The following is a 15515-nucleotide window of genomic DNA, read 5'->3' as shown; positions in this document are numbered from 1 at the left end:
GGAACGGCGCGATAGTGAAGTCGGAGGCGAAGCCCCGGGGCCGTATCGGCCTGTGGGCGCTGGGCGCTGTGATCGTCGCCCTGGCCGTCGCCGCCGGACTGCTCGGCCGGCAGATCTGGACGGCCAGGCAGGATGAGGACCGGCGCGCGGCCGCACTGCAGTCGGCCAAGCAGACGGCGATCAACATGCAGACGCTCGACCACAAGAACCTGCAGAAGGACATCGCCCGGGTGACCGGCGGGATGACCGGCACCGCCAAGGACCAGTGGGCGACGCTGGCCAAGACGCTCACCGAGACGGTCACCAAGACCAAGACGTCCTCGTCGGTGCAGACCGCGCGGGCCGGGCTGGTCTCGATGGACCGCGACTCGGCCGAGGTCATCGTCTGGGTCTCCGCGATCTCGACCAACGAGAAGGTGCCGCAGGGCATGCCGATGTCGGGTCGCTGGGACTTCGAGCTCACCCGCGACGGTGATCGTTGGCTCGTTTCCAAGCTTGGAGTGGTTCCGTGACGTTCCTCGGACGAGGGAGGCGGCCTGTCAAGGACCGCGCTCCCGAGAACACGACCGAGGCCGGGGAGGCGGTGGAGGAGACGGCGGAGACCGCCCCGCTCTCCGCGGCCGAACGGCGCGCCGCCGAGGCCAAGGAGAAGGCCCGCAAGGCCGCCGAGCTGGCCGAACTCGCCGAGCAGGCCGCCAAGGAGGCCGCCGAGGCCGCCGCCGCTCTGGACGAGGCCGACGACCGGGACGAGGACGGGCCCGAGGCCGCCGAGACGACCGAGGACTCCAAGGACTCCAAGGGCTCTAACGACGCTGACGAGCCCGGCGAGGACGCCCCAGAGGCGGACGCCAAGGCCGAGGACGACTCTGAGGCGGACGACTCCGAGGAGGAGTCCGGCGAGCCGGAGAAGGCCGAGAGCGCCGAGACGGTCGAGCTCTCCAAGAAGGCGGACCCAGAGGACGCAAAGGACTCGGCGGACTCCGAGGACTCCGAGGACGAGCCCGAGGCGTCCAGCAAGAGCGAGAAGGCCGAGAAGTCGGAGAAGTCGGAGAAGGGCGAGGACTCCGGCGGAGGGAAGAAGCCCCTTCGCAGGCGGGTCCGCGTCGCGGCGCCCGCCGGCGGGTCGCGCGCGCTCGTGTCGCTCGCGCTGGTCGCGGTCCTGGTGGCGGCCGGGGTCGGCTGGCTGTGGACGCAGAAGTCGAACCTGGACGCGACGCAGGACGCCACCAAGCAGGCGACCTACGCGGCGACGCAGGCGGCGCAGAGCATCTCGTCGTACGACTACCGTACGGTCGACGCCGACATGCGGCGGGCCACCGGCTACGCGACCGGCCAGTTCCGCAAGGAGTTCGAGCAGCAGGCCGAGCGGGTCCGGACGCTCGCCCCGCAGGAGCAGGCGATGGTCACCGGCACGGCGGTGAAGACCGCCGTCGAGGAGATGTCGCCCACCAAGGGAACGGTCCTGGTGTTCCTCAACCAGCAGACCGTGAAGTCCACGCAGACGGACAAGAGCGGGCAGCCGCAGCGGCTGCCGAGCCAGTTCACGCTCCGGATGAGCATGACCAAGGTCGGGGACCGCTGGCTGGCCTCCAAGGTCGAGGTCCTCTGAACGGGCCCGGACGCTCTGAGCGGGCGGTGACGGTCCCCGATCCCGGGGCGGTCACCGCCCGCCGCGTTCCGCCTGCGAGGGCCTCAGCGGCCCTCAGCGCGCCGTTCGGGCGCCTTCCGGCACGCTCACCGTCCCGCGGCGGGAGCGGCTCTCAGGGCGGGTCTCGGCGCGTCGGCCGGCCGGTAGCGCGGAGGATCCTAAACTATGGCCTTCCTCACTGCAGGTCAGAGCCCGAAAAGTCCAAGTCCGCTCTTGACTCTCCGGCGCTGAGGGGCGATGCTCCATGGCAACTGTGATGCATACTGCGGCGGTAGAGTTGCGAGCGGTGTGGTGGTCGGCTACACTGCCCCTTTGCGCTGCCCTCTGACTATCCACGTGTGAGAGCACCCCTGTCCTGCCCCTTTTCCGGGGCCCATCCAGGACCAGGGCTCGCTGTGGGTCGTCTGGCGTGCGTGTCGTCAATTACGCCGCGAGCCCTCGGAAGGACCACTCTTGGCAGCCTCGCGCAACGCCTCGAATACCGCAACCGGTCCGCACCGCGTCTCCTTCGCGCGCATCAAGGAGCCGCTCGAAGTCCCGGACCTCCTTGCTCTGCAGACCAACTCCGTCGACTGGCTGCTGGGCAATGAGAGGTGGAAGGCCCGGGTCGAGGCGGCCCAGAAGGCCGGAAGTAAGAGCGTCCCGACCCAGTCGGGCCTCGAGGAGATCTTCGAGGAGATCAGTCCCATCGAGGACTTCTCCGGGACCATGTCCCTCTCGTTCCGCGACCACCGGTTCGAGCCGCCCAAGTACTCCGTCGAGGAGTGCAAGGACAAGGACATGACGTTCTCCGCTCCGCTGTTCGTCACGGCGGAGTTCATCAACAACACCACTGGTGAGATCAAGAGCCAGACGGTGTTCATGGGCGATTTCCCGCTCATGACGCCGAAGGGCACCTTCATCATCAACGGCACCGAGCGTGTCGTCGTCTCGCAGCTGACCCGGTCGCCGGGCGTGTACTTCGACCGCGCCCTCGACAAGGCGTCCGACAAGGACATCTACGGCTGCAAGGTCATCCCGAGCCGCGGCGCCTGGCTCGAGTTCGAGATCGACAAGCGCGACAACGTCGGCGTCCGCATCGACCGCAAGCGCAAGCAGCCGGTGACCGTGCTGCTCAAGGCCCTCGGCTGGACCGAGGACCGCATCCGCGAGCGGTTCGGAGGCTACGAGTCGATCAACGTCACGCTGGAGAAGGACCACACCTCCGGCCAGGACGACGCGCTGCTCGACATCTACCGCAAGCTGCGGCCGGGCGAGCCGCCGACCAAGGAGTCGGCGCAGACCCTGCTGGAGAACCTCTACTTCAACCCGAAGCGGTACGACCTCGCCAAGGTCGGGCGCTACAAGGTGAACAAGAAGCTGGGTCTCGACCTGGACATGCGGCAGGGCACGCTCACCGAGGACGACATCGTCGCCACGGTCGAGTACCTCGTCCGGCTGCACGCCGGCGAGGAGGAGGCCACCCTCGGGGCCGTCCCCGTGCCGATCGAGGTCGACGACATCGACCACTTCGGCAACCGGCGCCTGCGCACGGTGGGCGAGCTGATCCAGAACCAGGTCCGCCTGGGCCTGGCCCGCATGGAGCGCGTCGTCCGCGAGCGGATGACGACCCAGGACGTCGAGGCGATCACGCCGCAGACGCTGATCAACATCCGGCCGGTCGTCGCCTCCATCAAGGAGTTCTTCGGCACCAGCCAGCTGTCGCAGTTCATGGACCAGACCAACCCGCTGGCGGGCCTGACGCACAAGCGGCGTCTGAACGCGCTCGGCCCGGGCGGTCTGTCCCGTGAGCGTGCGGGCATGGAGGTCCGCGACGTCCACCCGTCGCACTACGGCCGCATGTGCCCGATCGAGACGCCGGAAGGCCCGAACATCGGCCTGATCGGCTCGCTGGCCGCCTTCGGGCGGGTCAACCCGTTCGGCTTCGTCGAGACCCCGTACCGCAAGGTCGTGGACGGCGTCGTCACCGAGCAGATCGACTACCTGACCGCCGACGAGGAGGACCGCTTCGTCGTCGCGCAGGCCAACTCGCTGCTGAACGAGGACGGCTCGTTCGTCGACGACAAGATCCTGATCCGCAAGAAGGGCGGCGAGGTCGAGCTGGTCCCGCCGCGCGAGGTCCAGTACATGGACGTCTCCGCGCGGCAGATGACCTCGGTCGCGACCGCGATGATCCCGTTCCTGGAGCACGACGACGCCAACCGCGCGCTGATGGGCTCCAACATGCAGCGCCAGTCGGTCCCGCTGCTGCGCAGCGAGGCGCCGCTGGTCGGCACCGGCATGGAGTACCGTGCCGCGGTCGACGCCGGTGACGTGATCGTCGCCGAGAAGGCCGGCGTGGTCGAGGAGGTCTCCGCCGACTACGTGACCGTCATGAACGACGACGGCACCCGGACCACCTACCGGGTCGCCAAGTTCAAGCGGTCCAACCAGGGCACCTGCTTCAACCAGAAGCCCATCGTGCACGAGGGGCAGCGGGTCGAGGTGGGCCAGGTCGTGGCCGACGGCCCGTGCACCGACGAGGGCGAGATGGCGCTCGGCAAGAACCTCCTCGTGGCGTTCATGCCGTGGGAGGGCCACAACTACGAGGACGCCATCATCCTCAGCCAGCGCCTGGTGCAGGACGACGTCCTGTCCTCGATCCACATCGAGGAGCACGAGGTCGACGCCCGCGACACCAAGCTGGGCCCCGAGGAGATCACCCGGGACATCCCGAACGTCTCCGAGGAGGTGCTGGCCGACCTCGACGAGCGCGGCATCATCCGGATCGGCGCCGACGTCGTCCCCGGCGACATCCTCGTCGGCAAGGTCACGCCCAAGGGCGAGACCGAGCTGACTCCCGAGGAGCGGCTGCTGCGCGCGATCTTCGGTGAGAAGGCGCGCGAGGTCCGCGACACCTCGCTGAAGGTGCCGCACGGCGAGCAGGGCAAGGTCATCGGCGTCCGGGTGTTCTCCCGCGACGAGGGCGACGAGCTCCCGCCCGGCGTGAACGAGCTGGTCCGCGTCTACGTGGCGCAGAAGCGCAAGATCACCGACGGTGACAAGCTGGCCGGCCGGCACGGCAACAAGGGCGTCATCTCCAAGGTGCTGCCGGTCGAGGACATGCCGTTCCTCGAGGACGGCACCCCGGTCGACATCGTCCTCAACCCGCTGGGCGTCCCCGGTCGAATGAACGTGGGGCAGGTGCTGGAGACCCACCTCGGGTGGGTGGCCAGCCGCGGCTGGAAGGTCGAGGGCGACGACGCCGACTGGAAGCGCGCTCTCAAGGAGATCGGCGCCGACGAGGCCGAGCCGTGGACCAACACCGCGACCCCGGTCTTCGACGGTGCCCGCGAGAACGACGTGACCGGCCTGATCGAGAGCACCCTGCCCAACCGGGACGGCGACCGCCTGGTCGGCCCCGGCGGCAAGGCGCGGCTCTTCGACGGCCGCACCGGCGAGCCGTACAAGGACCCGATCTCGGTCGGCTACATCTACATTCTCAAGCTGCTCCACCTGGTCGACGACAAGATCCACGCTCGGTCGACCGGCCCCTACTCCATGATCACGCAGCAGCCGCTGGGCGGTAAGGCCCAGTTCGGCGGCCAGCGCTTCGGTGAGATGGAGGTCTGGGCCCTTGAGGCTTACGGCGCCGCGTACGCGCTGCAGGAGCTGCTGACCATCAAGTCCGACGACGTGCTCGGCCGCGTGAAGGTGTACGAGGCCATCGTCAAGGGCGAGAACATCCCCGAGCCCGGCATTCCCGAGTCCTTCAAGGTGCTCATCAAGGAGATGCAGTCGCTCTGCCTCAACGTCGAGGTCCTGTCGAGCGACGGCATGTCCATCGAGATGCGCGACACCGATGAGGACGTCTTCCGCGCTGCGGAGGAGCTCGGCATCGACCTGTCCCGGCGTGAGCCGAGCAGTGTCGAAGAGGTCTGATCAACTCAAGGGGAAAACAGTTGCTTGACGTCAACTTCTTCGACGAGCTTCGCATCGGTCTGGCGACCGCCGACGACATCCGCCAGTGGTCGCACGGCGAGGTGAAGAAGCCGGAGACGATCAACTACCGGACCCTCAAGCCGGAGAAGGACGGGCTCTTCTGCGAGAAGATCTTCGGCCCGACCCGGGACTGGGAGTGCTACTGCGGTAAGTACAAGCGCGTCCGCTTCAAGGGCATCATCTGCGAGCGCTGCGGCGTCGAGGTGACCCGCGCCAAGGTGCGCCGCGAGCGGATGGGCCACATCGAGCTGGCCGCGCCGGTCACGCACATCTGGTACTTCAAGGGCGTGCCCAGCCGGCTCGGCTACCTGCTCGACCTGGCCCCGAAGGATCTCGAGAAGATCATCTACTTCGCGGCGTACATGATCACCAGCGTGGACGCGGAGCGGCGCGACCGCGACCTGCCCACGCTGGAGGCGCACATCTCGGTGGAGCGCCAGCAGATCGAGCAGGCCCGCGACGCCCAGGTCGAGGCCCGCCAGCAGAAGCTGGAGGGCGACCTGGCGGAGCTGGAGGAGGCCGGCGCGAAGGCCGACCAGAAGCGCAAGGTGCGCGACGGCGCCGAGCGGGAGATGAAGCAGCTGCGCGACCGGGCGCAGCGCGAGCTCGACCGCCTCGAAGAGGTCTGGAGCCGCTTCAAGAACCTCAAGGTCCAGGACCTGGAGGGCGACGAGCTGCTCTACCGCGAGATGCGGGACCGCTTCGGGAAGTACTTCGAGGGCGGCATGGGCGCCGCGGCCATCCAGGCCCGGCTGCAGAACTTCGACCTCGACGCCGAGGCCGAGAAGCTGCGCGACATCATCCGCACCGGCAAGGGCCAGAAGAAGGCCCGCGCCCTCAAGCGGCTGAAGGTCGTCTCGGCGTTCCTCAACACCCGCAACAGCCCGCTGGGCATGGTGCTCGACTGCATCCCGGTGATCCCGCCGGACCTGCGTCCGATGGTGCAGCTGGACGGCGGCCGCTTCGCGACCTCCGACCTGAACGACCTGTACCGCCGCGTGATCAACCGGAACAACCGGCTCAAGCGCCTGCTCGACCTGGGCGCGCCCGAGATCATCGTCAACAACGAGAAGCGGATGCTGCAGGAGGCCGTCGACGCGCTGTTCGACAACGGCCGCCGCGGCCGCCCGGTCACCGGTCCCGGTAACCGCCCGCTGAAGTCGCTGTCCGACATGCTCAAGGGCAAGCAGGGCCGGTTCCGGCAGAACCTGCTCGGCAAGCGCGTCGACTACTCCGGCCGTTCGGTCATCGTCGTCGGCCCGCAGCTCAAGCTGCACCAGTGCGGCCTGCCCAAGCAGATGGCGCTGGAGCTGTTCAAGCCGTTCGTGATGAAGCGGCTGGTCGACCTCAACCACGCGCAGAACATCAAGTCCGCCAAGCGGATGGTCGAGCGGGCCCGCCCGGTCGTGTGGGACGTGCTGGAAGAGGTCATCACCGAGCACCCCGTGCTGCTGAACCGCGCGCCGACCCTGCACCGGCTGGGCATCCAGGCGTTCGAGCCGCAGCTGGTCGAGGGCAAGGCCATCCAGATCCACCCGCTGGTCTGCACCGCCTTCAACGCCGACTTCGACGGCGACCAGATGGCGGTCCACCTGCCGCTGTCGGCGGAGGCGCAGGCCGAGGCCCGGATCCTGATGCTGTCCACCAACAACATCCTCAAGCCGTCGGACGGCAAGCCCGTCACCATGCCCACCCAGGACATGGTGATCGGCCTCTACTGGCTGACGACCGAGAAGGACGGCGCGCCGGGCGAGGGCCGGGCGTTCGGTTCGGTCGCCGAGGCCATCATGGCCTACGACCGGGGCGAGCTCGACCTCCAGGCGAAGATCCAGATCCGGCTCAAGGACGTCCCGCCGCCGCGCGGCTGGCAGGCGCCCGAGGGCTACGAGCCCGGCCAGCCGTACCGGCTGGAGACCACGCTGGGCCGGTCGCTGTTCAACGAGACGCTGCCGAACGACTTCCCGTTCGTGAACTACGAGGTCGGCAAGAAGCAGCTGTCGGCGATCGTGAACGAGCTGGCCGAGACCTACCCCAAGGTCGAGGTCGCCAACGCGCTGGACGCCCTCAAGAGCACCGGTTTCCACTGGGCCACCCGGTCCGGGGTCACCATCTCGATCGAGGACGTCGTCGTCCCGCCGAACAAGCAGTCGATCCTGGGCGACTACGAGCGCCAGGCCGACAAGGTGCAGCGCGAGTTCAACCGCGGTCTGATCACCGACGACGAGCGCAAGCAGGAGCTCATCGAGATCTGGAACCACGCCACGGCGGACGTCGCCAAGGACATGGAGGCGGCCTTCCCCCGGACCAACCCGGTCTGGATGATGGTCAACTCCGGTGCCCGCGGCAACCCGCTGCAGATCCGGCAGATCGCCGGTATGCGCGGCCTGGTGTCCAACCCGAAGGGCGAGACCATCCCGCGGCCGATCAAGTCCTCGTTCCGCGAGGGCCTGTCGGTGGTCGAGTACTTCATCTCGACCCACGGCGCCCGTAAGGGCCTGGCCGACACCGCGCTCCGTACCGCCGACTCGGGTTACCTGACCCGTCGTCTGGTGGACGTCGCGCAGGACGTCATCGTGCGCGAGGAGGACTGCGGCACCGACCGCACGATCCCGTTCCGGGTGGCCGACCGGCTCCAGGACGGCTCGCTGGTCAAGCCGGCCACCTCGGAGACGAGCCTGGTCGGCCGGACCATCGCCGAGGAGGTCGTGGTCGACGGGACGGTCATCTTCCCGGCCGACACCGACCTGTCCGACTCGGTGGTGTCGCGCCTGGTCGAGGCCGGGGTCGAGGAGGTCCGGACCCGTTCGGCGCTGGTCTGCGAGGCCAAGATCGGTGTCTGCGCCGCCTGCTACGGCCGCTCGCTGGCCACCGGCAAGCGGGTGGACGTCGGCGAGGCCGTCGGCATCATCGCCGCGCAGTCCATCGGTGAGCCCGGCACCCAGCTGACGATGCGCACCTTCCACACCGGTGGTGTGGCCGGTGGCGACATCACGCACGGTCTGCCGCGTGTCCAGGAGCTGTTCGAGGCCCGCATCCCCAAGGGTGTGGCCCCGATCAGCGAGGTGGCCGGCCGGGTCAAGATCGACGAGACGGAGAAGACCCGCAAGGTCGTCATCGTCCCGGACGACGGCTCGGACGAGATCGCCTACCAGGTGCCGATGCGGTCCCGCCTGCTGGTCAAGGAGGGGCAGCCCGTCACGGTGGGCCAGCAGCTCATCGCGGGTGCGATCAACCCGCACGAGGTGCTGCGCATCCTCGGCCCGCGCGCCGTGCAGCTCCACCTGGTCCAGGAGGTCCAGGAGGTCTACCGGTCGCAGGGTGTGTCGATCCACGACAAGCACATCGAGATCATCGTCCGCCAGATGCTCAAGCGGGTGAACATCCTCGAGTCGGGCGACACCGAGCTGCTCCCGGGCGACCTCGTCGAGCGTCCCCTCTTCGAGGAGACCAACCGCAACGTGGTCGCCGAGGGCGGGGTGCCCGCCGCGGGCCGTCCGGTCCTCATGGGCATCACCAAGGCGTCGCTGGCCACCGAGTCCTGGCTGTCCGCCGCCTCCTTCCAAGAGACGACGCGGGTGCTGACCGAGGCGGCCATGCACGCCAAGAGCGACCCGCTGCTGGGCCTCAAGGAGAACGTCATCATCGGTAAGCTCATCCCGGCGGGTACCGGCATGCCGCAGTACCGCAACGTCCGGGTGGAGCCCACCGAGGAGGCGAAGGCCGCCGTCTACAGCGTCGGCTCGTACGACGACGGCGCCGAGTACGCCTTCGGCCAGGGGTCCGGCGAGGCCGTCCCGCTGGAGGAGTACGACTTCGGCCAGTACAACCGCTGATCGGGCGGTACTTCCGAGGGCAGCGCAGAGGCCCCTTCCGAGCCGGGCTCGGGAGGGGCCTCTCCCTTTGCCCGCGGCCATGACCTGCGCTTTATCTCCTTTTATTACCTTTTGTTGCGTCTTGCCGGGTTAGGGACGGGGAAGGACGTTCTCGTTGGCTAACGTGCACGACGGAGATGCCAGAGAACGGGGGAGAAGACGGATGAAGAGGGTCATGACCGGAGTGCTGCTGACCGCCGTCCTCGGGATCGGCGGCGCGGGCGCCGCCAGCGCGGCCCAGCCGTCGGGGGACGGCACCGCGCGCCAGGACTGCCGCACCTACTCGGGGGTCACCCAGTGCGGGCAGCCCAAGCTCACCGAGAAGCAGCGCGGCTGCGTGACCGCGGCCGTCGAACAGGGCATGACCGAGCGCCGCGCGACGGTGGAGTGCACCGCCCTCCCGTAGGCAACGAGACCGGCCGAGTGACGCGCTGGGGCCCGTTCCGTCTGGAACGGGCCCCAGCGCGTTCTTACGGCCGCCCCTGAGCCGCCCGCAACCGCGGCGGGCCGTACCGCGTCGGATCCCGGGTCACTCCTGAGTCACGGTGGTGTTCGCGGGTCGCGCCGCGAGCCGTGTGGGCGGATGATTTGCGATACCACCGGCGATCGGGGCAGGCTTGGGGACGAAAGTCCCCAGCGTGGCGCCGCCGCCGCGCGGGGGTGAGGCATAGGTCCCGGGGACCGCGTTATGCGCCGCGCGTCTCCGGGGTACGGGCACGGGCCCGGGAGTGCGAACTCCCGGGACAACGGCGCTGAAGGAGCCCGACGATGACCGAAAAAGACGGCACGCAGGGCCCGCAGTGGCCGTTGCCTGACGACAATGACGCCGCCGGCGAGCAGGGTGCTCAGCCGGAGCGGAACGAACCCCCGGCGCGGCCGCTCGGCGACCGCACGGTGGTGTTCGGGGCGCCCCAGCTGGGCGGCCAGCCCCCGGCCCCGCCTCAGCAGCCCCAGCAGCCCCAGCAGCCGCAGCAGCAGGCGCCGCGGGAGGAGCGTCCCGCGCCGGCCCCGCCGCCGCCCACGATGATCGAGCCGATCCCGGTGCAGCCGCAGGCCGAGCAGCCCGAACCGCCGCAGCCGCAGTACGGCGCGCCGCAGGAGCAGCAGCAGTACGGCCAGCAGCCCCAGCAGCCGGGCATCTACGACCCGCCCGCGCCCGCGTACGAGCAGCAGCAGCCCCAGCAGGGCTACGGCCAGCCGGGCGAGCAGCAGCAGTACGGGCAGCAGGGCTACGGTCAGCAGCAGGGTTACGGCCAGCCCGGCGAGCCCCAGCAGCAGTACGGGCAGCCGCAGCCGGGGTACGGGCAGCAGCAGGACTTCGGTCAGCAGCCCCAGGGGTACGGCCAGCCGGAGCAGCCGCAGCAGGGCTACGGCCAGCCGGAGCAGCAGCCGCAGTACGGCCAGGAGCCGCAGTACGGCCAGGAGCCGCAGCAGCAGTATCCGCAGGAGCCTCAGCACGGCTTCGGGCAGCAGCAGCCGCCCGCGACCCCCGCCTTCGAGCCGCAGGCCGGCTACGGGCAGCACGCGCAGCCTCAGGGCACACCGGAGACGGCCGAGCAGCCGCAGCAGCCGGCCGAGCCCGAGGTGTCGGCGGACCGCACGCTGATCGTGCCGGGCCCCGGTACGGGCGTGCCCGCGGCCGAGCCGCCCAAGCCCGCCATCGACGACCAGGCGACGCTGCACTGGTCGCCCGGGACCGACGTGCCGGTGGCCACCGGTCCCGAGCGCAAGCCCGCCGAGCCCCCGGCCGAGCCGTGGCAGCAGGAGGGCCAGGGCAGCGGTCAGGGAGGCCAGGCGGACGGCGACCGCACGCTGATGGTGCCGCCGCCCGACTCCGGGTTCGGTGCCGCCTCGTCCGGGCAGGAGCCCCAGGCTTTCGGGCAGGACCAGGGCTTCGGCGCTCCGGCCGCGCAGGGCGAGGACGCGCAGTCGACGCAGGCGTTCGACCCGTCGTCGCACCAGGGCCAGATCGGCGGTGACGCGCCGGCCAACCCGGACCAGACCCGCCTCGACATCGGCCAGCAGCAGTGGGGCGCGCAGCAGGCCCAGCAGCCGCAGCAGGGCTACGGCCAGCCGCAGGAGTTCGGCCAGCAGGGCCAGGGCTTCGGGCAGCAGGACTACGGGCAGCAGAGCCAGCCGGGCCAGCAGGGGTACGGCCAGCAGGGTCAGCCGGGGCAGCAGGGTCAGCAGTTCGGCCAGCAGCAGGGCTACGGCCAGCAGGGCCAGCAGCAGTTCGGCCAGCCCGGCGAGCAGCAGTACGGGCAGCAGCCGCAGCAGGCGTACGGGCAGCAGGGCCAGCCGGGGCAGCAGGGCTACGGCCAGCAGTACGGCGCCCAGGGCGGGCAGCCCGCGGCCAAGGGCGGCAAGAAGAACCTGCTGCTGATGGTCGCCGGTGTGGTGGCCCTGGTGGTCATCATCGCGGTGCTGGTCATCGCGTTCGTGCTCTGATACGCCGATAGGCCGCGCCGGGTCGGGGAGGATCCAAGAGTTCGCCAGATCTTCCCCAACCCGGCGGGGCCGGTGCATCATGCCGGGGTGGGGCGTTCCCCCCTCGCGGCGGGGAACTCCCGGTGACGCCCGGCCGTTTCCGCGAAAGAGTCCGTCCACGGCGCTACGATCTTGCGCTGGAGGCCTCCGGCGCGGTAGTGCGGTGCTCGCTTTGCACACCCCGCGGGGCTGAGGTAATCTCTTTCTTCGTGCCCGCTTAATGCGGGCCGCTCTGCGTGCGCGCGGGCTATCGGTCCACCTCGGGTGGCGGTTTCGCGTCGCGCCAAACTCCCCGGCTTGATTCGGCCCTTCTGGGCCGGGCGGTGGTGTGCGGCTCTCAGGGAGAGCGCGACACGCCCGACCGCGTGGGTCGGAGAGGTCGGGAAACCGGCAGGTCACAGCCGCGCAAGTGGTGGTGATGACGGGTCTCGCGTAATCGGGACTCATCCAGAACAGAGACTTACCGGCTCGGTACGAGGGAAGACGGAGACGCGGTGCCCACGATCCAGCAGCTGGTCCGAAAGGGCCGCCAGGACAAGGTGACCAAGAACAAGACGCCTGCGCTCAAGGGCAGCCCCCAGCGCCGGGGTGTTTGCACGCGCGTCTACACCACGACGCCCAAGAAGCCCAATTCGGCGCTCCGCAAGGTCGCCCGTGTCCGGCTGTCCAGCGGCATCGAGGTGACGGCCTACATCCCCGGCGTCGGCCACAACCTGCAGGAGCACTCGATCGTGCTCGTGCGCGGCGGCCGTGTGAAGGACCTCCCGGGCGTCCGGTACAAGATCATTCGCGGCACGCTGGACACCCAGGGCGTCCGGAACCGCAAGCAGGGACGCAGCCACTACGGCGCGAAGAAGGAGAAGAGCTGACATGCCGCGCAAGGGCCCCGCTGGCAAGCGCCAGCTGATCGCTGACCCGGTGTACAACTCGCCGCTGGTCACCGCGCTGGTCAACAAGATTCTCCTGGACGGCAAGCGGTCCATCGCGCAGAACATCGTGTACGACGCGCTCGAGGGGTGCCGCGAGAAGACCGGCAACGACCCGGTCGTCACGCTCAAGCGCGCGCTCGACAACGTCAAGCCCACCCTGGAGGTCCGCAGCCGCCGCGTCGGTGGCGCGACCTACCAGGTCCCGGTGGAGGTGCGGCCGGCCCGCAGCACCACCCTCGCGCTCCGGTGGCTGGTGGTGTACGCCCGCCAGCGCCGCGAGAAGACCATGACCGAGCGCCTCATGAACGAGCTGCTCGACGCCAGCAACGGCCTCGGCGCCTCCGTCAAGAAGCGCGAGGACACGCACAAGATGGCGGAGTCCAACAAGGCCTTCGCCCACTACCGCTGGTAACCCCGGCGGGTACTGAACGACGACGAGACGACGCGAGGACACAGTGGCTACCAAAACCGGTGTAGACCTGGCCAAGGTCCGCAACATCGGGATCATGGCCCATATCGACGCGGGCAAGACCACGACGACCGAGCGGATCCTGTTCTACACGGGTATCAGCTACAAGATCGGCGAGGTCCACGACGGCGCGGCGACCATGGACTGGATGGAGCAGGAGCAGGAGCGGGGGATCACCATCACCTCCGCCGCCACCACCTGCGAATGGCCGGTCGACGACGTCAAGCACACCATCAACATCATCGACACCCCCGGCCACGTCGACTTCACCGTCGAGGTGGAGCGCAACCTGCGCGTCCTGGACGGCGCGGTCGCGGTGTTCGACGGTGTCGCGGGCGTCGAGCCGCAGTCCGAGACCGTGTGGCGCCAGGCCGACCGGTACGGCGTGCCCCGCATGTGCTTCGTCAACAAGCTCGACCGGGTCGGCGCGGAGTTCCACCGCTGCGTCGACATGATCCGGGACCGGCTCAACGCCACGCCGCTGGTGCTCCAGCTGCCGATCGGCGCCGAGGCCGACTTCAAGGGCGTCATCGACCTGGTGCGCATGAAGGCCCTCCTCTGGAACGAGGAGGCCAAGCTCGGCGAGATGTACGACACCGTCGACATCCCCGACACGCACGCCGACGCCGCCCGCGAGTGGCACGACAAGCTGGTCGAGACCCTCGCCGAGAACGACGACGAGATCATGGAGCTGTACCTGGAGGGCGAGGAGCCCTCGGTGGAGCAGCTCCACGCCGGCATCCGCCGCGCGACGATCGCCGCCAACCTGACCCCGGTCACCTGCGGCACCGCGTTCAAGAACAAGGGCGTCCAGCCCCTGCTCGACGCGATCGTCCGCTACCTGCCCTCCCCGCTGGACGTCGAGGCCATCGAGGGCCACGCCGTCCGCGACGAGGAGCAGGTGCTCACCCGGAAGCCGAGCGAGGACGAGCCGTTCGCCGCCCTGGCCTTCAAGATCGCCAGCGACCCGCACCTGGGCAAGCTGACCTTCGTGCGCGTCTACTCGGGCGTGCTGGAGGCCGGCACGCAGGTGATGAACTCCGTCAAGGAGCGCAAGGAGCGCATCGGCAAGATCTACCGGATGCACGCCAACAAGCGCACCGAGATCGAGCGCGCGGGCGCCGGCGACATCGTCGCGGTGATGGGTCTCAAGCAGACCACCACCGGTGAGACGCTGTGCGACGACAAGGCCCCGATCGTGCTGGAGTCGATGAACTTCCCGGCGCCGGTCATCCACGTCGCGATCGAGCCGAAGACCAAGGCCGACCAGCAGAAGCTGGGCACCGCGATCCAGCGGCTGGCCGAGGAGGACCCGTCCTTCACGGTCCGGACCGAGGAGGACACCGGCCAGACCGTGATCTCCGGCATGGGCGAGCTCCACCTGGAGATCCTCGTCGACCGGATGAAGCGCGAGTTCAAGGTCGAGGCCAACGTCGGCAAGCCGCAGGTGGCGTACCGCGAGACGATCACCAAGAAGGTCGAGAAGGTCGAGTACACCCACAAGAAGCAGACGGGTGGCTCGGGCCAGTTCGGCCGCGTGATCATCGACCTGGAGCCGCTGGGCGGCGGGTCCGACGGCTACGAGTTCGAGAACAAGGTCACCGGTGGCCGCATCCCGCGGGAGTACATCCCGTCGGTGGACACCGGGTGCCAGGAGGCCGCCGAGTTCGGCGTGCTGGCCGGGTACCCGATGGTGGGTGTCAAGGTCACCCTGCAGGACGGCGCCTACCACGAGGTGGACTCCTCGGAGATGGCGTTCAAGGTCGCCGGTTCCATGGCGTTCAAGGAGGCCGCGCGCCGCGCGGGCGCCACGCTTCTGGAGCCGATGATGGCCGTCGAGGTCACCACGCCCGAGGACAACATGGGCGACGTGATCGGTGACCTCAACAGCCGGCGCGGTCAGGTCCAGTCGATGGACGAGCGCTCGGGGATGCGGGTCGTCAAGGCCCTCGTGCCCCTTTCGGAGATGTTCGGCTACGTGGGTGATCTGCGCAGCAAGACCCAGGGCCGGGCTGTTTTCACCATGCAGTTCGACTCCTACGCCGAGGTTCCTGGAAACGTCGCGCAGGAGATCATCGCCAAGGCTCGGGGCGAATAGCTCCCGGCCTGCCCCAGATCACCAGCCAGCA

At 69.2% G+C, this 15515-nt stretch carries 9 protein-coding genes; all 9 read left to right on the top strand.

Annotation, left to right across the window (positions count from 1 at the left end):
- Nucleotides 1-14: 14 nt before the first annotated feature.
- The 9 genes from AB0881_RS15755 (at nt 15) to fusA (ending at nt 15484) form a co-directional block, all read left to right on the top strand.
- The gene (locus AB0881_RS15755) at nt 15-512 is read left to right on the top strand and encodes a hypothetical protein (RefSeq protein WP_366617590.1); all 498 of its coding nucleotides are present in this window, start codon (nt 15-17) and stop codon (nt 510-512) included.
- Nucleotides 509-1609, top strand: coding sequence for a hypothetical protein (locus AB0881_RS15750; RefSeq protein ID WP_366617588.1), 1101 nt, complete (start codon nt 509-511; stop codon nt 1607-1609). The genes AB0881_RS15755 and AB0881_RS15750 overlap by 4 nt, the downstream gene beginning before the upstream one ends.
- 492 nt (nt 1610-2101) lie before the next feature.
- The gene (gene rpoB, locus AB0881_RS15745; RefSeq protein ID WP_366617586.1) at nt 2102-5569 is read left to right on the top strand and encodes a DNA-directed RNA polymerase subunit beta; all 3468 of its coding nucleotides are present in this window, start codon (nt 2102-2104) and stop codon (nt 5567-5569) included.
- A 20-nt stretch (nt 5570-5589) separates the two neighbouring features.
- Nucleotides 5590-9462 (top strand): DNA-directed RNA polymerase subunit beta', encoded by a 3873-nt coding sequence (locus tag AB0881_RS15740; protein WP_366617584.1) that lies wholly within the window; start codon nt 5590-5592, stop codon nt 9460-9462.
- Nucleotides 9463-9664: 202 nt separating this feature from the next.
- On the top strand, nt 9665-9907 hold the full coding sequence (locus tag AB0881_RS15735) for a hypothetical protein (protein WP_366617582.1): 243 nt from the start codon (nt 9665-9667) through the stop codon (nt 9905-9907).
- Nucleotides 9908-10269: 362 nt separating this feature from the next.
- On the top strand, nt 10270-11949 hold the full coding sequence (locus AB0881_RS15730; RefSeq protein WP_366617580.1) for a hypothetical protein: 1680 nt from the start codon (nt 10270-10272) through the stop codon (nt 11947-11949).
- A gap of 533 nt (nt 11950-12482) precedes the next feature.
- Complete coding sequence (rpsL, locus tag AB0881_RS15725; RefSeq protein WP_117398359.1) at nt 12483-12857, top strand: 30S ribosomal protein S12; 375 nt, start codon at nt 12483-12485, stop codon at nt 12855-12857.
- Between the two features lies 1 nt (nt 12858).
- A complete protein-coding gene (gene rpsG, locus AB0881_RS15720) occupies nt 12859-13329 on the top strand; it encodes a 30S ribosomal protein S7 (protein ID WP_366617577.1) in 471 nt (156 codons plus the stop codon).
- A gap of 43 nt (nt 13330-13372) precedes the next feature.
- On the top strand, nt 13373-15484 hold the full coding sequence (gene fusA, locus AB0881_RS15715; protein WP_366617575.1) for an elongation factor G: 2112 nt from the start codon (nt 13373-13375) through the stop codon (nt 15482-15484).
- Nucleotides 15485-15515: the final 31 nt, after the last annotated feature.

Source organism: Spirillospora sp. NPDC029432, assembly GCF_040703975.1.
In the GTDB taxonomy this organism is placed as follows: Bacteria; Actinomycetota; Actinomycetes; order Streptosporangiales; family Streptosporangiaceae; genus Spirillospora.
This window is presented reverse-complemented; position numbering and strand designations above follow the sequence as displayed.